This window comes from Pseudomonas sp. I2, from assembly GCF_040984075.1.
Taxonomy (GTDB): domain Bacteria; phylum Pseudomonadota; class Gammaproteobacteria; order Pseudomonadales; family Pseudomonadaceae; genus Aquipseudomonas; species Aquipseudomonas guariconensis_B.
In genome coordinates this window covers 1-18,332 of sequence record NZ_JBCGFQ010000014.1, presented here as the reverse complement: position 1 = coordinate 18,332, position 18,332 = coordinate 1, and the positions used below count along the sequence as shown (strand labels likewise).

Here is an 18,332-nt window from a genome sequence, read left to right as displayed (position 1 = left end):
CTCAGCGACGAGGGACGGAACGGGTACGGCCGCTGCCGTCGATGGCGACGAACACGAACACCGCCTCGGTGACCTTGCGCCATTCGCTGGACAGCGGATCGTCGCTCCACACTTCGACCATCATCTGGATCGAGCTGCGGCCGATCTCCAGGGTCTGGGTATAGAAGGAAAGCTGCGCGCCCACGGCCACCGGGACCAGGAAGGCCATGCGGTCGATCGCCACCGTGGCGACGCGGCCGCCGGCGACGCGGCTGGCCATGGCGGTGCCGGCCAGGTCCATCTGGGCGACCAGCCAGCCGCCGAAGATGTCACCGAAACCGTTGGTTTCACGGGGCAAAGCAGTGATCTGGAGGGCCAGGTCGCCCTGTGGGATAGGATCTTCTTGTTCGAGCTCAATCATGCGGTGGGGGCCTCTGACCCGTGACGCTTCGTTGGTTGGCGCAATGACGGACGCCGGGAAAACGATTCAGCTGGCAATATCCTACGCTGATTTCGTTTCACTGGGCGGCCAAGGGAGACTCTGCGAAACCGCCTGAGCATACCGACCGGCGTTTTCGCACAACATCCCATACGGGGCGCAACCTTTTCCTACGAGAGGCCAGTATATAGACCTGAACAGCCAGCGACGACTGCACATTGATGAATATCTGTATGGATTTTGTACCGCTATGAGCCTGGCCCGGCAATTTGTTATCTTCGCTGGCCACCCTACTCAGAAGCCGCGAGCCAAGCGGCGTGCACGACCTACAAGAGAAAACCCATGACCTCCGTGCCGAGCAGTATCGATCAGCCTACCCGGCCACTGACCCGCAGTGACTACAAGACCCTCTCGCTGTCCGCTCTCGGCGGGGCTCTGGAGTTCTACGATTTCATCATCTTCGTGTTCTTCGCCACGGTGGTGGGCAAGTTGTTCTTCCCGGCCGAGATGCCCGAATGGCTGCGCCTGATGCAGACCTTCGGTATCTTCGCCGCGGGCTACCTGGCGCGGCCGCTGGGCGGGATCATCATGGCCCACTTCGGCGACCTGCTCGGGCGCAAGAAGATGTTCACCCTGAGCATCTTCATGATGGCCGTGCCGACCCTGGTCATGGGCCTGCTGCCGACCTATGCGCAAATCGGCCTGTGGGCGCCGATCCTGCTGCTGATGATGCGCGTCGTCCAGGGTGCGGCCATCGGTGGCGAGGTGCCGGGGGCCTGGGTGTTCGTCTCCGAACACGTGCCTGCGCGTAACACCGGTTACGCCTGCGGTACCCTCACCGCCGGCCTGACCGCGGGCATCCTGCTCGGCTCGCTGGTGGCGACCCTGATCAACACCGTCTACACCCCTGAGGAAGTCGCGGACTACGCCTGGCGCATCCCCTTCCTGCTCGGTGGCGTGTTCGGCCTGTTCGCGGTGTACCTGCGCCGCTGGCTGCACGAGACCCCGGTGTTCGCCGAGATGCAGCAGCGCAAGGTCCTGGCCGAGGAGCTGCCGCTGCGTGCGGTGCTGCGCGACCACCGCGGGGCGATCATCCTGTCGATGCTGCTGACCTGGCTGCTGTCGGCCGGCATCGTGGTGGTGATCCTGATGACCCCGGCGCTGCTGCAGAGCCTCTACCACGTCAGCCCCACCGATTCGCTCAAGGCCAACAGCCTGGCCATCGTCCTGCTCAGCCTCGGTTGCATCGGCGCTGGCAGCCTGGCCGACCGCTTTGGCGCCGGGCGCGTCTTCGTGGTGGGCAGCCTGCTGCTGCTGGCCTCGTCCTGGGCCTTCTACCACAGCCTGCCGAGCCGCCCGGACCTGCTGTTCCCCCTGTATGCCGTGACCGGCCTGTGCGTCGGCATCGTCGGCGCCGTGCCCTACGTGATGGTCAAGGCGTTTCCGGCGGTGGTGCGCTTCAGTGGCCTGTCGTTCTCCTACAACCTGGCCTACGCCATCTTCGGCGGCCTGACGCCCATGGTGGTCACCGCGCTGCTCAAGCTCAGCCCCATGGCACCGGCCTACTATGTGGCCGGGCTGTGCGCCGTCGGTCTGTTGGTGGGGCTGTACCTGCTGGCCAAGAAGCGCTGACTGCCGCTCTATCTCCGCCCTTGCAACATCCTGTAAAGGCCATCCTGCGTGAGCAGTGATGGCCTTTCATCCAATTGTCATATTCGAGTCATAGAGTGTTCATGCGGCCTGCAGATACTTGGGCCCGATCCATCTCACACCCCAAATATTCCTGCTAGGAGCAAGGCATGAAACTGAAGCGTTTGATGGCGGCCCTGACATTCGCCGCCGCTGGCGTAGCCACCGCCAATGCGGTTGCCGCTGTCGACCCTGCAATCCCGACCTACACCAAGACCACGGGTGTATCGGGCAACCTCTCCAGCGTCGGTTCCGATACCCTGGCGAACCTGATGACCCTGTGGGCCGAGGCCTACAAGAAGGAATATCCGAACGTAAACATCCAGATCCAGGCCGCCGGCTCCTCCACTGCGCCGCCCGCCCTGACCGAAGGTACCGCCAACCTCGGCCCGATGAGCCGCAAGATGAAGGACGTCGAGCTGCAGGCCTTCGAGCAGAAGTACGGCTACAAGCCGACCGCCATCCCGGTCGCCGTGGATGCCCTGGCTGTGTTCGTGCACAAGGACAACCCGATCAAGGGCCTGACCATGGCCCAGGTCGATGCGATCTTCTCCACGACCCGCCTGTGCGGCGGCAAGAGCGACGTCAAGACCTGGGGCGACCTGGGCGTGACCGGCGACCTGGCCAACAAGCCGGTCCAGCTGTTCGGCCGTAACTCGGTTTCCGGCACCTATGGCTACTTCAAGGAAGAAGCCCTGTGCAAAGGTGACTTCAAGCCCAACGTCAACGAACAACCTGGCTCGGCTTCGGTCGTGCAGTCGATCAGCAGCTCGTTGAACGGCATCGGCTACTCGGGCATCGGCTACAAGACCGCCAGTGTCAAGACCGTGCCCCTGGCCAAGAAGGAAGGTGGCGCGTTCATCGAGGACAACGAAGCCAACGCCCTGAACGGTACCTACCCGCTGTCGCGTTTCCTGTACGTCTACGTCAACAAGGCCCCGAACAAGCCTCTGGCCCCGCTGGAAGCCGAATTCGTCAAGTTGGTCCTGTCCCAGGCTGGCCAACAGGTGGTGGTGAAGGATGGCTACATCCCGCTGCCGGCCAAGGTGGTCGACAAGACCCTGGCTGACCTGGGCCTGTCGCACAACGCCAACGTCGCGGCCAAGCAGTAAGCGGTGAAGCGGAAGGAGTGGGTGCTTTGCGCCGGCTCCTTCCACGATTTCTCGGTCCGCAGCCAGGGCTCCTGAGCGGCGGGCTTTTTTGCGTCACTGCATTGTCATGTTTTTGTCATACGGGACCGCTAGGGTGTGCGCATGAATGATCTGGCCAACTCCACAATGACCCAAAATTCTCCCCCCGTGCGGATTGACTTCAATACGCCCGAGTTGCAACGCAAGCGCCGCCTGCGTGCGCTGAAAGACCGCCTGACCCGCTGGTACGTACTGGTGGGCGGGCTTGCCGTATTGGCAGCCATCACCCTGATCTTCTTCTACCTGGCCTACGTGGTGCTGCCGCTGTTCCAGGGCGCCGAGCTTTCCAGCAAGAAGGCCCTGGAGCCGACCTGGCTGCAGCAGGATGCCGGCAAGCCGCTGATGATCGCGCTCGAGGAGCAGAACCTCGTGGGCATGCGTGTTTCCGACAAGGGCCAGGCGTTGTTCTTCGACACCAAGACCGGTGCCGAGGTCAAGCGCGTCGACCTGGCGCTGCCGGCCGGCACCGAGGTCTCCTCGATCAGCACCGACCAGCCGGGCAGCCCGCTGGTGGTGCTGGGCCTGTCCAACGGCCAGGCGCTGGTGTTCAGCCACAGCTACAAGATCACCTACCCGGACAACAAGAAGACCATCGAGGCAGCCATCGACTACCCCTACGGCCAGGAGCCGTATGTCCTGGATGACCAGGGCCGCGCGCTGGAGCACGTGAGCGTCAACGTCAATGGCGACACCCTGCTGCTGGCCGGCTCCACCGGCTCGCACCTGCAGGTGGTCGAGCTGACCCGCGAAGAGAACATGATGACCGGCGAGGTCACCAGCGAGCAGAACCGCATCGCGCTGCCGCAGATGTCCGAGCCGGTCAAGGCGATCTTCATCGACCCGCGCCAGCAGTGGCTGTACGTGGTCAATGGCCGCGCCCAGGCCGATGTCTTCAGCCTGCGTGAAAAGACCCTCAATGGCCGCTACAAGCTGCTCGAGGACGGCAAGGCGGAAATCACCGCCAGCACCCAGCTGGTCGGCGGCATCTCGCTGATCTTCGGCGACTCCAAGGGCGGCCTGAGCCAGTGGTTCATGGCCCGTGACCCGGATGGCGAGTCGCGCTTCAAGCTGATCCGCAGCTTCCAGATGGGCAAGGCGCCGATCGCCCAGATCGATGCCGAGGAACGCCGCAAGGGCTTCATCGCCCTGGATACCGACGGCAAGCTCGGCGTGTTCCACAGCACCGCGCACCGTACCCTGCTGGTCGAGCCAGCCGCCGAAGGCGCCGGTGTGATGGCCCTGTCGCCACGGGCCAACCGCATTTTCATCGAGCAAGGCGGCAAGTTGCTGCCCCTGAACCTGGACAACCCGCACCCGGAAGTTTCCTTCAGCGCACTGTGGGGCAAGGTCTGGTACGAGAACTATGACGAGCCGAAGTACGTCTGGCAGTCCACGGCCTCCAACACCGACTTCGAGCCCAAGCTGAGCCTGTCGCCGCTGACCTTCGGTACCCTCAAGGCGGCGTTCTACGCGATGATCCTCGCCGCGCCCCTGGCCATCGCCGCTGCCATCTACACCGCCTACTTCATGGCCCCGGGCATGCGCCGCAAGGTCAAGCCGGTGATCGAGCTGATGGAAGCGATGCCGACGGTGATCCTCGGCTTCTTCGCCGGCCTGTTCCTGGCGCCCTACCTGGAAGGCCACCTGCCAGGCGTGTTCAGCCTGCTGCTGATCATGCCGGTGGGCATCCTGGTGGCGGGCTTCGCCTGGAGCCGCCTGCCCGAGTCGATCCGCCTGCGTATCCCGGACGGCTGGGAAGCGGCGATCCTGATCCCGGTGATCCTGGTGATCGGCTGGTTCGCCCTGTTCATGAGCCCGTTCCTCGAGACCTGGTTCTTCGGCGGCGACATGCGCCTGTGGATCACCCACGACCTGGGCATCACCTACGACCAGCGCAACGCCCTGGTGGTCGGTATCGCCATGGGCTTCGCGGTCATCCCGAACATCTACTCGATCGCCGAGGATGCCGTGTTCAGCGTGCCGCGCAGCTTGACCCTGGGCTCCCTGGCCCTGGGCGCGACGCCGTGGCAGACCCTGACCCGCGTGGTCATCCTCACCGCCAGCCCGGGCATCTTCTCGGCGCTGATGATCGGCATGGGCCGTGCGGTGGGCGAGACCATGATCGTGCTCATGGCCACTGGCAACACCCCGGTCATGGAGCTGAACCTGTTCGAAGGCATGCGTACCCTGGCCGCCAACGTGGCGGTGGAAATGCCCGAATCGGAAGTCGGCGGCAGCCACTATCGTGTGCTGTTCCTCGCCGCCCTCGTGCTGCTGCTGTTCACGTTCATCATGAACACCTTGGCCGAGCTGATTCGCCAGCGCCTGCGCAAGAAATACTCGTCGCTTTGATAGAAAGGTAGAGATCCGTGAAAAAGGATTCCCTCAAGGGCTGGTTCAAGAGCGGCGCCCCCGGCGTCTGGATCAGCGGTGGCGCGGTCGCCATCGCGGTGATCATGACCGTGGGTCTGCTGGCAGTGATCGCCGTGCGCGGCCTGGGCCACTTCTGGCCGGCCGACCTGATCCAGGCCACCTACAAGGTGCCGGGGCAGGCCGACCATGTGATCATCGGTGAGGTCGTGCAGAAGGAAGAGGTGCCGCGTGCCCGCCTCAAGGGCGCCGGCCTGCCGGTGCCGGACGAAGGCCCGGAGTTCATGACCCGCGAACTGGTCAAGGTGGGCAACCGCGACCTCAACGGCAGCGACTTCACCTGGCTGGTCGGCGAGTGGCTGGTCGACCAGCAGAAGCCGGCCGAGCTGATCGCCCTGGAGCGCCGCGAATGGGGCAACTTCTATGGCTACCTGGTCAGCGTCAAGGAAGAAGGCCGTGTGGTCGCCGAAGGCCCGGCCGCCTGGCCCGAACTGCAGGCTCGCCTCAAGCGCGCCAACCAGTTGGCCGGTGAGCTGCAGACCCTCGAGAAGAAGGACATCGGTGCCATCAACCATGGCCTGGAGCGCCTGCGCCTGAAGACCCGTCAGCTGGAGCTGCAGGGCAAGCTGGACGCCGCCGCCCAGGCTGATATCGAGGCCGATCGCGCCGAGCTGAACAACCGCTACAAGGCCATCGAGGAGCGCCTGGGTGGCCTGCACCAGGCCTTCGCCCGCGACAGCCTGGTGGCCCGCGATGGCAATGGCCGTGAGGTGGAGATCAACCTGAGCAAGGTGGTCCACGCCTACCAGCCGAACGCCATGTCCGGCCTGACCAAGATGGGCACCTACTTCGCCAAGGTCTGGGAGTTCCTCAGCGACGACCCGCGTGAGGCCAACACCGAGGGCGGTATCTTCCCGGCCATCTTCGGTACCGTGATGATGACCCTGATCATGGCCGTGATCGTCACCCCGTTCGGTGTGCTGGCCGCGGTCTACCTGCGTGAGTATGCCAAGCAGGGGCCGGTCACCCGCCTGATCCGCATCGCGGTGAACAACCTCGCGGGCGTTCCGGCGATCGTCTACGGCGTGTTCGGCCTGGGCTTCTTCGTCTATGTGCTGGGCGGCTCGATCGACCGCCTGTTCTTCCCCGAGGCGCTGCCGGCGCCGACCCTGGGTACCCCAGGCCTGCTCTGGGCCTCGCTGACCCTGGCGCTGCTGGCCGTACCGGTGGTGATCGTGGCGACCGAAGAAGGCCTGGCGCGTATCCCGCGTACCGTGCGCGAAGGTTCCTTGGCCCTCGGCGCGACCAAGGCCGAGACCCTGTGGAAGATCGTCCTGCCCATGGCAAGCCCGGCCATGATGACCGGCATGATCCTCGCCGTGGCCCGTGCCGCGGGCGAAGTGGCGCCGTTGATGCTGGTGGGCGTGGTGAAGCTGGCGCCGTCGTTGCCGCTGGATGGCAACTACCCCTACCTGCACCTGGACCAGAAGATCATGCACCTGGGCTTCCACATCTACGACGTCGGCTTCCAGAGCCCCAACGTCGAGGCCGCGCGACCGCTGGTGTACGCCACCGCGCTGTTGCTGGTGCTGGTGATCGCCACCCTCAACCTCTCCGCCGTGTGGATCCGTAACCACCTGCGCGAGAAGTACAAGGCCCTCGACAGCTGACTTCAGCTTTAAGCCACAGCGGCAAGCCCCTAGCAGATTGCCGCTTTGCCCTAACTTGCAGCTTGCAGCTCGAAGCTGGCAGCTACGAACGGAGTGAGAACATGCAGCAAGAATCCCACGCCCACGGCATCGATATGTCGGCCTTGGGCCGCGACAAGCAGAGCCTGCGCCTGGCCGAGGAAACCGTGGCCATCGAGGTGCCTGGCCTGTCCCTGTTCTATGGCGACAAGCAGGCGCTGTTCGACGTGCAGATGAACATCCCCAAGCAGCGCGTGACTGCCTTCATCGGCCCGTCCGGCTGCGGCAAGTCGACCCTGCTGCGGACCTTCAACCGCATGAACGACCTGGTCGATGGCTGCCGCGTGGAAGGCGCGATCAACCTGTACGGCAACAACATCTACCGCAAGGGCGAGGACGTGGCCGAGCTGCGCCGCCGGGTCGGCATGGTGTTCCAGAAGCCCAACCCGTTCCCCAAGACCATCTATGAAAACGTGGTCTACGGCCTGCGCATCCAGGGCATCAACAAAAAGCGCACCCTCGACGAAGCCGTCGAGTGGGCCCTGAAGGGCGCGGCCCTGTGGGACGAGGTCAAGGACCGCCTGCACGACTCGGCCCTGGGCCTGTCCGGTGGTCAGCAGCAGCGTCTGGTGATCGCCCGCACCATCGCCGTGGAGCCGGAAGTCCTGCTGCTCGACGAGCCCTGCTCGGCCCTGGACCCGATCTCGACCCTGAAGGTCGAAGAGCTGATCTACGAACTGAAATCCAAGTACACCATCGTCATCGTGACCCACAACATGCAGCAGGCGGCGCGTGTCTCGGACTACACCGCGTTCATGTACATGGGCAAACTGGTCGAATTCGGCGATACCGACACCCTGTTCACCAACCCGGCGAAGAAGCAGACCGAAGACTACATCACCGGCCGCTACGGTTAACGGCGCCTGCGGCGCAGCTGCAAGAAAAAGCGGTTGGCACAGGGCCAGGGAACGACACGAACCACTTGAAGCTTGCAGCTTGAGGCTTGCAGCTTACGTGCGGAGCGAAAGCATGATTAACAAAGAAAGTCTGACGCATCACATCTCCCAGCAGTTCAACGCCGAGCTCGAGGAGGTTCGCAGCCACCTCCTGGCGATGGGCGGCCTGGTCGAGAAACAGGTCAACGACGCGGTCACCGCGCTGATCGAGGCCGACTCGGGCCTGGCCCAGCAGGTGCGAGAGGTCGACGAGCAGATCAACCAGATGGAGCGCAACATCGATGAGGAGTGCGTACGCATCCTCGCCCGCCGCCAGCCGGCGGCCTCCGACCTGCGCCTGATCATCAGCATTTCCAAATCGGTGATCGACCTGGAGCGCATCGGCGACGAGTCGACCAAGATCGCCCGCCGTGCCATCCAGCTGTGCGAGGAAGGCGAGTCGCCACGGGGCTACGTCGAGGTGCGCCACATCGGCGACCAGGTGCGCAACATGGTACGTGACGCACTGGACGCCTTCGCCCGCTTCGATGCCGACCTGGCCCTGTCGGTGGCCCAGTACGACAAGAACATCGACCGCGAGTACAAGACCGCCCTGCGTGAACTGGTCACCTACATGATGGAAGACCCCCGCTCGATCTCGCGGGTCCTCAGCGTCATCTGGGCGCTGCGTTCGCTGGAGCGCATCGGCGACCATGCGCGCAACATCTCGGAGCTGGTGATCTACCTCGTGCGGGGTACCGACGTGCGTCACCTGGGCCTCAAGCGTATGAAGGCGGAAGTCGAGGGCGCGGCCGAAAACGCTAATGTTCCGGCCGAGCCTGACGATAAGTAGTAGTGCTCCTGAGTATCGACGCCCGGCTCTGGCCGGGCGTTTTCGTTTGTGCTCGAGCATCCAGCAGGCACCCGCGAGCGATGTGCGCAGTCCCGGCGTGACTCAGGTTTTGGCAAATGGCCATCAGTCGGCGGTATGCTAGTCGGGACTCAAGAGGAGTAGGGATGAGTAAAGTCAATGTGCTGGTCGTGGACGATGCGCCGTTCATTCGCGACCTGGTAAGGAAGTGCCTGCGCAATGCCTTCCCCGGCATAGTCGTCGAGGATGCGGTCAACGGCCGCAAGGCCATGGCCCTGCTGGGCAAGGAGCGTTTCGACCTGGTCCTGTGCGACTGGGAGATGCCGGAGATGTCCGGCATCGAACTGCTGACCTGGTGCCGTCAGCAACCAGAGTTGAAAGCCCTGCCGTTCATCATGGTGACCAGCCGTGGCGACAAGGAAAACGTGATTCAGGCCATCCAGGCCGGTGTTTCCGATTTCGTCGGCAAGCCATTCACCAACGAGCAGCTGCTGACCAAAGTGAAGAAGGCCCTGAGCAAGATCGGCAAGCTCGAAGGCTTGGTGGCCAGCGCGCCTGCACGGGCCAATGCGGCATTCGCCAACGACTCGCTCAATGCCTTGACCAGCGGCCGTCCGGAAACGGTCAAGGCGGCCCCGGCCAAGCCCTTGATCAGTGCGCCGGCGCCCAAGAGTGCGGCGGCGGCGGCCCAGGCCGGCCGTGGGCAGGGCCAGCTGCGCCTGTCCAGTGGCATTCAGCCTTGCGTGATCAAGGCCCTGAGCCTCAAGGAGGCACTGCTGGTGGTGCGCCGCAGTGCAGCCCTGCCACAAGTGCTCGAAGGTGCGGTGCTGGACCTGGAGCAGGGCGAGAATGCCGAAGTCGCTCGCCTCAATGGCTACCTGCATGCCATTGCCGCCCTGGAGCCGAAGCCTGAGAGCGACTGGCTGCAACTGACGTTCAAGTTCGTCGACCAGGATGCGCAGAAGCTCGACTACCTGTCGCGCCTGATCGCCCGTGGGACTGCACAGAAGCATTTCACCCCAGGGGCGTGATTGAAACAGTCACGACTTTCCGCTGCCATTTTGGGGCTGCTTCGCGCCCCATCGCTGGCAAGCCAGCTCCCACAACCCCGTCGGGCTTGAGGGCAGCGGTGAACCTTGTGGGGCTGCCGGCGAGCAGCCCCGTCCCGCTTGACCGACTGGCACCTTCTCCGACCAACTGCCATACCTCCCTGTAAACCGGCTGCTAGGCTTCGAGACAACAATAAATGTCAAAAAGCCACCATCATGCCCATTCGCCCGCTGCTGTTCTGTGCCTTGCTCACGGCCTCGGCGCCGAGCCTGGGCATGACCCTCTACACGACCACCGACACCTTCGGCGTGGTGTCCTATTCCTACCAGCCCAGCCCTGGCGCCAGGGCCTTCGTGTTCCGTGAGCCGATGGCCGAGCGCCTCGACAGCCAGGTGCGCTTGCGCGCCGAGCCATTCGCCGCAGGCGTGCGCTTCGTTGCGCACAATGCCTTGTTCGCCCCGGTGGAGGTCGAGCTGCGCCTGGAGCGCCTGGCCAATGCCCAGGGCGGCAATGCACCGAGAATCGTGCGGCGGGTGCTGCAGGCGCGTTCGACCCAGGTGCTCAGCGTGCTGATGGCGAGGCAGGGGGCGCGCCTGAAGTATGCGTCGAAGTTTCGCCATGCCCTGGGCGACCCGGCCCAGCGGCCCCAGGCCTATCGTTACCCCTTTCCCTGGCGCGGCGGCCCGTTCCGCCTGACCCAGGGGCCCAATGGCCGCTTCAGCCACTTCGGCCCCAAGGGCCGCCATGCCATGGATATCGCCATGCCCGAAGGCACGCCCATCGTCGCCGCGCGGGGCGGGGTGGTGGTGAAGGTCGAGAACGACCAGAGCGGGCGCGGCAGCCATCCCTCCGGCAACTTCGTCAGGATCCTCCACCCCGACGGCACCATGGGCGTCTACCTGCACCTGATGCGCGGTTCGGTGGTGGTGGGCGAGGGGCAGCGGGTGGCCGTGGGCGAGCTGCTGGCCAAGTCGGGCAACACCGGCAACAGCACCGGGCCGCACCTGCATTTCGTGGTGCAACGCAATGTGGGGCTGGCGCTGGAGTCGATTCCCTACCAGTTCGACCGGCCGATCGGCGGATTGCCGGACTTCACGGCCGGCAATCCTTGAGCGGGCTGGGCCGCCGTGCGGTCAATCGAGCTTGAGCACCTTGGCCAGTACGATCTTCGGCCCTTTCATCTTCTTGATGATGATGCGCAGGCCCTCGACCTCCAGCACTTCCTCTTCCTCGGGCACGCGCTTGAGGGTCTCGTAGACCAGCCCGGCGAGGGTTTCCGCCTCGATGTGATCAAGGTCCACGCCCAGCAGGCGCTCGACCTTGAACAGCGGCGTATCGCCTCGTACCAGCAGCTTGCCGGGCTGGTAGGCGAGGATGCCGCGTTCGGTCTTGCGGTGTTCGTCCTGGATGTCGCCGACCAGCACCTCCAGCACGTCTTCCATGGTCAGGTAGCCGATCACCTTGCCGTCGGCTTCCTCGACCAGCACGAAGTGCGCACCGCCCTTGCGGAACTGCTCCAGCAACTGGGCCAGCGGCATGTGGCGGGACACGCGCTCCAGCGGGCGGCACAGGTCATCCAGGTCGAGGGTCTCGGGAATGTGGTCCAGGTCGGCCAGCTCCAGCAGCAGGTCCTTGATGTGCAGCAGGCCGATGAACTCCTCGCGCTCGGCATCGTAGACCGGGTAGCGGCTGAACTTGTGGCGCCGGAACATCGCCAGGATTTCCTTGAGCGGCGCACGGGCGTCGAGGCTGATCATGTCCTCGCGGGAGTTGGCCCAGTCGACCACTTCCAGCTCGCCCATCTCCACGGCCGAGGCCAGCACGCGCATGCCCTGGTCGCTCGGGTCGTGCCCGCGGCTGGAGTGCAGGATCAGCTTGAGCTCCTCGCGGCTGTAGTGATGCTCATGGTGGGGCCCTGGCTCGCCTTGCCCGGCGATGCGCAGGATGGTGTTGGCGCTGGCGTTGAGCAGGTAGATGGCCGGGTACATCAGCCAGTAGAACAGGTACAGCGGCACGGCGGTCCACAGCGACAGCAGCTCGGGCTTGCGGATCGCCCAGGACTTGGGCGCCAGCTCGCCGACCACGATGTGCAGGTAAGAGATCACGAAGAAGGCGATGAAGAACGAGATCGCCTTGACCAGCTCCGGCGTGTCGACGCCCACGGCGGCCAGCACCGGCTCGAGCAGGTGGGCGAAGGCCGGTTCGCCGACCCAGCCCAGGCCCAGGGAGGCCAGGGTGATGCCCAGCTGGCAGGCCGACAGGTAGGCATCCAGTTGGTTGTGGACCTTGCGCAGGATGCTGCCGCGCCAGCCGTGCAGGTCGGCGATGGATTCGACGCGGGTGGAGCGCAGCTTGACCATGGAGAACTCGGCGGCAACGAAGAAGCCGTTGAGCAGCACCAGGAACAAGGCAAAGATGATCATGCCGAAGTCGGCGAACAGGGTGGTGAGGCTGATACCAGGGGAAGGGTCCATGATGGAGTTTTTACGGGGTCCGTCTTCAGAAAAGGGAGAAAAAAAGTGCCAGCTCCGGCTGGCACAGGGGATTCAATGTAGCGGCTGGGGCTGCAAAAGCAAAGGGGACAGGCTTTGGGAGAGGCTGCGCAGCCCCGGCTCAGCCCCTGGCGTTGGCCAATTGTGCAGGCGCGAAGTGACAGGTGAAGGTACTGCCATGCCCCGGTACGCTGCTGATCTCCAGGCGGCCACGATGGCGCAGCAGCACGTGCTTGACGATGGCCAGGCCCAGCCCCGTGCCGCCGGTGTTGGAGGCGCGGCTGGAGTCGACCCGGTAGAAGCGCTCGGTCAGCCGTGGCAGGTGCTTGGCATCGATGCCGATCCCCGAGTCCTGCACGGACAGGTGCGCGCCCTGGTCATCGGCCCACCAGCGGATGCGGATGTTGCCTTCGTCGGGGGTGTACTTGACCGCGTTGAACACCAGGTTGGAAAAGGCGCTGCGCAGTTCCGACTCGCTGCCCTTGAGGCGCACGCCGGGCGTGGCATCCAGGCTGATGCGTTGGTTGCGCGGGCCGGACAGGGCCTGGGCGTCGGCCTTGATCGACTGCAGCAGGGCGTCGACCGCCACCGGCTGGTTGTCCGACGGGTAGTCGGTGGCCTCCAGCTTGGCCAGTAGCAGCAGGTCGTTGAGCAGGGTCTGCATGCGCGAGCCTTGCTGGCTCATCTGCTGCAACGCACGGTTCCAGCGCGGGTTGACCTCCTCGACGTTGTCCAGCAGGGTCTCCAGGTAGCCGGTGATCACCGTCAGCGGGGTGCGCAGCTCGTGGGAGACGTTGGCGACGAAGTCCTTGCGCATCTGCTCGAGCTGGTGGATGCGGGTGACGTCGCGCACCAGCATCAGGTGCTCGTTGTTGCCATAGCGGGTGATGTGCAACTGGACGCGCAGGCGATCGTTGATCGGCGAGGGGATCTCCAGCGGTTCGACGTAGTTCTGCGACTCGAAGTATTCCTTGAAGCGCGGGTGGCGGACCAGGTTGGTCACCGGCTGGCCACCGTCCTGTGGGGTCTTGAAGCCCAGCAGGGTTTCGGCGGCGCGGTTCCACCACTCCAGGTTGCCTTCGCTGTCGAGCATGATCACCGCGTCGCGCAGGGCGGCGGTGGACTCCTGTACCCGGTCGATCACCGCCTGCAGGCGGCCGCGTACGCGCTGGTCGCGCCGTTGCAGGTGGTAGATGCTGTCGAACACCTCGCCCCACAGACCGTAGCCGTCGGGCGGTGCTTCGTCGGGCTGGTGGTTGCGCAGCCAGTCATGCAGGCGCAGCAGCTGCTTGAGGGTCCAGCCCAGGTAGAGGGCAAGGCCGATGGCCAGGCTCCAGCCGTAGTAGCCACTGACCAGCCCGCCAACCAGGCAGACGGTGATCAACAGCAGCATGTGGCGAATCAGGGTCGCGTGCCAGTTCTGGTTCAATTGACGAATCCTTCGGATCCAGCTTTGAGCTTCAAGCTGCAAGAAGAAGCGGATCGGTGGTGCTGTTCAGTCCTTTATTTCAAGCCTGAAGCGGCGAGCAGGCTTGACGCTGGCTGCTCTTTCTTGCCGCTTGAGGCTTGGAGCTTGCGGCTAGCTCTTGGTGGAAAAGCGATAGCCGGTGCCCCGGACGGTTTGTACCAGATTCTCGTAGGCTTCACCCAACGCCTTGCGCAGGCGGCGGATGTGTACGTCGACGGTGCGCTCCTCGACGTAGACGTTGCCGCCCCAGACCTGGTCGAGCAACTGGCCACGGGTGTAGGCGCGTTCCTGGTGGGTCATGAAGAACTGCAGCAGGCGGTATTCGGTCGGGCCCATCTCGGCCGGCTTGCCATCGATGGTCACGCGGTGGCTGATCGGGTCGAGCAGCAGGCCACCGACCTCGATCGGCGCCTCGCTGTCGCTCGGACCGGTACGGCGCAGCACGGCCTTCAGGCGCGCCACCAGCTCGCGGGGCGAGAACGGCTTGGTGATGTAGTCATCGGCGCCGACTTCCAGGCCCTGGATCTTGTTGTCCTCTTCGCCCTTGGCAGTGAGCATGATGATCGGGATGTCGCCGGTCAGTTCGTCGCGCTTGAGGCGGCGCGCCAGCTCGATGCCCGAGGTGCCCGGCAGCATCCAGTCGAGCAGGATCAGATCCGGTTTGCGATCGACGATGATGGCATGGGCCTGCTGCGAGTTCTCCGCTTCCAGGCAGTCATAGCCGGCCATTTCCAATGCAACGGCGATCATCTCGCGAATGGGCGCCTCGTCGTCGACGATCAGAATGTTTCTGCCAACCATGCTCAATACCTCTCCCGGGAACGATGTCTTGGCCCGCATTAGATAACGGAATTATTGCAGCTGTGTGACAGGACATTGGCGGTTCTGGCGACATTCCGTGACTGGGCTAGGCTTCAAAGGGCCGTCGAAACGGCACTCGGACCTCCCTCCACCCCCGAAACAATGGTGATTCCAATGACACGACATACGCTGAGCTGGATGGCCCTTTTCGCTGCACTGGCGCTACCGGGGGTGGCGTCGGCGCACCATGCGATGGAAAAGGATGGCATGTGGGTCGACCACGCGGGCATGACGCTCTACACCTTCGACAAGGACGAAGGCGGCAAGTCGGCGTGCAACGGCGAATGCGCCAAGAACTGGCCGCCGCTGCTGGTCAAGGCGGATGATGAAGCGGCCACCGACAAGTGGACCCAGATCACCCGCGACGACGGGAGCAAGCAGTGGGCCTATGATGGCAAGCCGCTGTACACCTTCATCAAGGACAAGAAAGCCGGGGACAAGACTGGTGATGGCGTGAAGGACGTCTGGCATATCGCCAAGCCTTGAGGGCGAAGGGGCTGCAAGGCAGCCCCAGCCAACTCAGCGCAACGCGTAGTCCAGCACCACGCCAACGAAGACCAACAACCCCGCCCAATGGTTGTGCAGGAATGCCTTGAAGCACGATTCGCGATCCAGCCCGCGGGTCGACCAGAACTCCCAGGCAAAGCACAGCGCCGCGCCCAGCAGCCCCAGGTGGAACCAAGCCCCCAGCTCGAAGCGGCTGCCAGCCAGCAGCAGGCAACCCAGCGACAGCATCTGCAAGGTCAGGATGATCACCCGGTCGGCTTCACCGAACAGGATGGCGGTGGATTTCACGCCGATCTTCAGGTCGTCGTCGCGGTCCACCATCGCGTAGTAGGTGTCATAGCCCACGGTCCACAGCAGGTTGGCGATGTACAGCAGCCAGGCGCTGGCCGGCAGGTCGCCGCCTGCCGCGGTGAAGGCCATGGGAATGCCCCAGGAGTAGGCGGCGCCCAGCACCACCTGGGGGTAGTAGGTGTAGCGCTTCATGAACGGGTAGCAGAACGCCAGGGCCACGGCGCCGAACGACAGCCACACCGTCCGGGCGTTGGTGCACAGCACCAGCAGGAAGCTCACCCCGACCAGCAGCGCGAACAGCATCACCGCCTCGCGCGGCTTGACCCGGCCGCTGGCCAGCGGCCGGTCGGCGGTGCGCTTGACGTGGCCGTCGACCTTGCGGTCGGCGAAGTCGTTGATGCAGCAACCCGCGGCACGCATCAGCACCACGCCCAGGCCGAAGATCAACACGTTGGCCAGGGTCGGCGAGCCTTGCCCGGCGATCCACACCGCCGACAGGGTCGGCCACAGCAGCAGGTAGATGCCGATGGGACGATCCATGCGGCTGAGCTGGACGAAGTCCCAGGCGCGCGGGTGCAGGCGGTTGAGCGACTTGAGCAGTTGCAGGTACATCAGCGGATCTCCTCCTTGGCCGCTTGCCACAGCGTGGGCAGGAACACCTCGGCCACCAGCAGGTCCAGGCCGCCGCGGGCGAAGCGCGAGCGCCGTGCCCACAGCTCGCCGTGGCGCACCTCGGGCGGCAACCAGGCCTGTGGATAACGGCACACCTCGATGGGATGGCGGACGAAGGCCTGGTCGCAGAACAGCAGTTCGCCCAGCGAGCGACTGCCCAGCGTCTCCAGGTCGAGGCCGCCACGCTCCAGGGCACTGCGCCCGGCCACGCTGCGGGCGAACACCCAGGGTTGGCCATGGCCACGCAGGTAGACCTCGCGCACCCAGCCTTCCTCGCCGGGCGCCAGGCCCAGGGCCTGGCACTCGTCGTCGCGCAGGGCCTGCCAGCCCTCGAACAACGGGGTGACCGAGAAATGATCGTTGGACAGGCGGGTCAGGCGGCGGGTCAGGGAGCCCTGGTCGAAGAGCCAGTCGAGGGTCGGCTGGGCGACGTCGGCCGCCAGCTGTGAAGACGGCAGCCACGCGACAGCGGCTGCTTGCGGGGTTTCGTACGGCACGTCGGTATGCTTGATACAGGCCAGAGAGGTGGCGAGCTTAGCATGTTTGCCCGGATTGCTTGCATACTGCTGGCAGGGCCAGTACAAAGCCCGAGGCTGAGGCCCCCTTCGAGGGCCGGGCGGTCGCGTCAAGCCTGAGTCAGTTCGAGGAAAACCGTGATGAAAAAATGGCAATGCATTGTCTGTGGCCTGATCTACGACGAAGCCGAGGGCTGGCCGGACGACGGCATCGCCCCGGGCACCCGCTGGGAAGACGTGCCGGAAGACTGGCTGTGCCCGGATTGTGGTGTCGGCAAGAGTGATTTCGAAATGATCGCCATCGGCTGATCGCAACCCCCTGTTCGAGAGAGGAAGCACGGCATGACGTCCCCTGTGGTAATCATCGGTACCGGCCTTGCGGGCTACAACCTGGCCCGTGAATTTCGCAAGCTTGATGGCGAAACGCCGCTGTTGTTGATCACCGCCGACGACGGCCGTTCCTACTCCAAGCCCATGCTCTCCACCGGCTTTGCCAAGCACAAGGACGCCGATGGCCTGTGCATGGCCGAACCCGGGACCATGGCCGAGCAACTCAAGGCCGAGATCCGCACCCATACCCGCATCAGTGGCATCGACCCGGGCCACAAACGCCTGTGGATTGGCGAGGAAGCGGTGCAGTACCGCGACCTCGTCCTTGCCTGGGGTGCGCAGACCGTGCAGGTGCCCATCGAGGGCGACGCCGGCGATTTGGTCTTCCCGATCAATGACCTGGAAGACTACGACCGTTTCCGCCGCGCCGCGCAGGGCAAGCAGCGGGTGTTGATCCTCGGCGCCGGCCTGATCGGCTGTGAATTCGCCAACGACCTGACCCTGGGAGGCTACGCCGTCGAGGTGGTCGCGCCCTGCGAGCAGGTGATGCCGACCCTGTTGCACCCGGCCGCCGCCGGTGCCGTGCAGGCGGGCCTGGAGGGCCTTGGCGTGCGCTTTCACCTGGGGCCGGTGCTGACCCGCCTGCAGCGGGTGGGCGAAGGCCTGGAGGCGCATCTGTCCGATGGCCGGGTGATCCCCTGCGACCTAGTGGTCTCGGCCATCGGCCTGCGCCCGCGCACCGACCTGGCCGCTGCCGCCGGCTTGGAAGTCAACCGTGGCGTGGTGGTCGATCGCCAGTTGCGTACCTCCCATGCCAACATCTTCGCCCTGGGAGACTGTGCCGAGGTCAACGGCATCAACCTGTTGTACGTCATGCCGCTGATGACCTGCGCCCGTGCCCTGGCCCAGACCTTGGCCGGCAACCCGACCACGGTCGCCTATGGGCCGATGCCGGTCACCGTGAAGACGCCCGCCTGCCCCCTGG

The 18,332-nt window shown here is 64.7% G+C and carries 17 protein-coding genes; 11 read left to right on the top strand and 6 right to left on the bottom strand.

Annotated elements, in window-relative coordinates; all coding sequences use genetic code 11:
* Position 1: 1 nt before the first annotated feature.
* Positions 2 to 400 (bottom strand): acyl-CoA thioesterase, encoded by a 399-nt coding sequence (locus tag WCE05_RS09225; protein ID WP_003253317.1) that lies wholly within the window; start codon positions 398 to 400, stop codon positions 2 to 4.
* Positions 401 to 760: 360 nt separating this feature from the next.
* Here WCE05_RS09225 and WCE05_RS09220 point away from each other — a divergent pair, with 360 nt between their 5' ends.
* From WCE05_RS09220 to WCE05_RS09185, 8 genes are all read left to right on the top strand, one after another.
* Positions 761 to 2,050 (top strand): MFS transporter, encoded by a 1,290-nt coding sequence (locus tag WCE05_RS09220; RefSeq protein ID WP_368815796.1) that lies wholly within the window; start codon positions 761 to 763, stop codon positions 2,048 to 2,050.
* A gap of 167 nt (positions 2,051 to 2,217) precedes the next feature.
* Entirely contained in the window at positions 2,218 to 3,219 is a 1,002-nt protein-coding gene (locus WCE05_RS09215) for a phosphate ABC transporter substrate-binding protein PstS (protein WP_225786792.1), read from the top strand.
* A gap of 141 nt (positions 3,220 to 3,360) precedes the next feature.
* Entirely contained in the window at positions 3,361 to 5,649 is a 2,289-nt protein-coding gene (locus WCE05_RS09210; RefSeq protein WP_225786791.1) for an ABC transporter permease subunit, read from the top strand.
* Between the two features lie 17 nt (positions 5,650 to 5,666).
* A complete protein-coding gene (gene pstA, locus WCE05_RS09205; protein ID WP_225786790.1) occupies positions 5,667 to 7,337 on the top strand; it encodes a phosphate ABC transporter permease PstA in 1,671 nt (556 codons plus the stop codon).
* A 101-nt stretch (positions 7,338 to 7,438) separates the two neighbouring features.
* On the top strand, positions 7,439 to 8,272 hold the full coding sequence (pstB, locus tag WCE05_RS09200; protein WP_225786789.1) for a phosphate ABC transporter ATP-binding protein PstB: 834 nt from the start codon (positions 7,439 to 7,441) through the stop codon (positions 8,270 to 8,272).
* Positions 8,273 to 8,384: 112 nt separating this feature from the next.
* Complete coding sequence (gene phoU / locus WCE05_RS09195; protein WP_253167631.1) at positions 8,385 to 9,143, top strand: phosphate signaling complex protein PhoU; 759 nt, start codon at positions 8,385 to 8,387, stop codon at positions 9,141 to 9,143.
* 164 nt (positions 9,144 to 9,307) lie between these two features.
* A complete protein-coding gene (locus tag WCE05_RS09190; RefSeq protein WP_368815795.1) occupies positions 9,308 to 10,192 on the top strand; it encodes a response regulator in 885 nt (294 codons plus the stop codon).
* A gap of 234 nt (positions 10,193 to 10,426) precedes the next feature.
* Entirely contained in the window at positions 10,427 to 11,323 is an 897-nt protein-coding gene (locus WCE05_RS09185; RefSeq protein WP_225786786.1) for a M23 family metallopeptidase, read from the top strand.
* A 21-nt stretch (positions 11,324 to 11,344) separates the two neighbouring features.
* Here WCE05_RS09185 and WCE05_RS09180 read toward each other — a convergent pair whose 3' ends face one another.
* The 3 genes from WCE05_RS09180 to phoB form a co-directional block, all read right to left on the bottom strand.
* Positions 11,345 to 12,685, bottom strand: coding sequence for a hemolysin family protein (locus tag WCE05_RS09180; protein WP_225786785.1), 1,341 nt, complete (start codon positions 12,683 to 12,685; stop codon positions 11,345 to 11,347).
* A gap of 139 nt (positions 12,686 to 12,824) precedes the next feature.
* A complete protein-coding gene (gene phoR, locus WCE05_RS09175) occupies positions 12,825 to 14,096 on the bottom strand; it encodes a phosphate regulon sensor histidine kinase PhoR (protein ID WP_253080406.1) in 1,272 nt (423 codons plus the stop codon).
* 186 nt (positions 14,097 to 14,282) lie between these two features.
* Entirely contained in the window at positions 14,283 to 14,972 is a 690-nt protein-coding gene (gene phoB, locus WCE05_RS09170; RefSeq protein WP_003253341.1) for a phosphate regulon transcriptional regulator PhoB, read from the bottom strand.
* Positions 14,973 to 15,146: 174 nt separating this feature from the next.
* Here phoB and WCE05_RS09165 point away from each other — a divergent pair, with 174 nt between their 5' ends.
* Positions 15,147 to 15,518: a hypothetical protein gene (locus WCE05_RS09165; protein WP_225786783.1), complete on the top strand. Its 372-nt coding sequence runs from the start codon at positions 15,147 to 15,149 to the stop codon at positions 15,516 to 15,518.
* Between the two features lie 33 nt (positions 15,519 to 15,551).
* Here WCE05_RS09165 and ubiA read toward each other — a convergent pair whose 3' ends face one another.
* Together ubiA and WCE05_RS09155 are read right to left on the bottom strand one after the other, a co-directional pair.
* A complete protein-coding gene (ubiA, locus tag WCE05_RS09160) occupies positions 15,552 to 16,442 on the bottom strand; it encodes a 4-hydroxybenzoate octaprenyltransferase (protein WP_368815794.1) in 891 nt (296 codons plus the stop codon).
* Positions 16,442 to 16,999, bottom strand: coding sequence for a chorismate lyase (locus WCE05_RS09155; protein WP_225786781.1), 558 nt, complete (start codon positions 16,997 to 16,999; stop codon positions 16,442 to 16,444). Before WCE05_RS09155 ends, ubiA begins: the two co-directional genes overlap by 1 nt.
* Before the next feature lie 159 nt (positions 17,000 to 17,158).
* Here WCE05_RS09155 and WCE05_RS09150 point away from each other — a divergent pair, with 159 nt between their 5' ends.
* Both WCE05_RS09150 and WCE05_RS09145 read left to right on the top strand, forming a co-directional pair.
* Complete coding sequence (locus WCE05_RS09150; RefSeq protein WP_011536423.1) at positions 17,159 to 17,326, top strand: rubredoxin; 168 nt, start codon at positions 17,159 to 17,161, stop codon at positions 17,324 to 17,326.
* A 33-nt stretch (positions 17,327 to 17,359) separates the two neighbouring features.
* Positions 17,360 to 18,332, top strand: a 973-nt coding sequence (locus WCE05_RS09145) for an NAD(P)/FAD-dependent oxidoreductase (RefSeq protein ID WP_368815793.1), incomplete at its 3' end; no start/stop codon positions are given.

What these genes read in the sequence shown, in the direction of transcription:
- WCE05_RS09165 (WP_225786783.1), top strand. Translation starts at nt 15,147, where the DNA reads ATGACACGACATACGCTGAGCTGGATGGCCCTTTTCGCTGCACTGGCG.
- phoB (WP_003253341.1), bottom strand. Translation starts at nt 14,972, where the DNA reads ATGGTTGGCAGAAACATTCTGATCGTCGACGACGAGGCGCCCATTCGC.
- WCE05_RS09215 (WP_225786792.1), top strand. Translation starts at nt 2,218, where the DNA reads ATGAAACTGAAGCGTTTGATGGCGGCCCTGACATTCGCCGCCGCTGGC.
- WCE05_RS09150 (WP_011536423.1), top strand. Translation starts at nt 17,159, where the DNA reads ATGAAAAAATGGCAATGCATTGTCTGTGGCCTGATCTACGACGAAGCC.
- WCE05_RS09190 (WP_368815795.1), top strand. Translation starts at nt 9,308, where the DNA reads ATGAGTAAAGTCAATGTGCTGGTCGTGGACGATGCGCCGTTCATTCGC.
- WCE05_RS09225 (WP_003253317.1), bottom strand. Translation starts at nt 400, where the DNA reads ATGATTGAGCTCGAACAAGAAGATCCTATCCCACAGGGCGACCTGGCC.
- WCE05_RS09180 (WP_225786785.1), bottom strand. Translation starts at nt 12,685, where the DNA reads ATGGACCCTTCCCCTGGTATCAGCCTCACCACCCTGTTCGCCGACTTC.
- ubiA (WP_368815794.1), bottom strand. Translation starts at nt 16,442, where the DNA reads ATGTACCTGCAACTGCTCAAGTCGCTCAACCGCCTGCACCCGCGCGCC.
- phoU (WP_253167631.1), top strand. Translation starts at nt 8,385, where the DNA reads ATGATTAACAAAGAAAGTCTGACGCATCACATCTCCCAGCAGTTCAAC.
- WCE05_RS09210 (WP_225786791.1), top strand. Translation starts at nt 3,361, where the DNA reads ATGAATGATCTGGCCAACTCCACAATGACCCAAAATTCTCCCCCCGTG.
- WCE05_RS09220 (WP_368815796.1), top strand. Translation starts at nt 761, where the DNA reads ATGACCTCCGTGCCGAGCAGTATCGATCAGCCTACCCGGCCACTGACC.
- pstB (WP_225786789.1), top strand. Translation starts at nt 7,439, where the DNA reads ATGCAGCAAGAATCCCACGCCCACGGCATCGATATGTCGGCCTTGGGC.
- WCE05_RS09185 (WP_225786786.1), top strand. Translation starts at nt 10,427, where the DNA reads ATGCCCATTCGCCCGCTGCTGTTCTGTGCCTTGCTCACGGCCTCGGCG.
- phoR (WP_253080406.1), bottom strand. Translation starts at nt 14,096, where the DNA reads ATGCTGCTGTTGATCACCGTCTGCCTGGTTGGCGGGCTGGTCAGTGGC.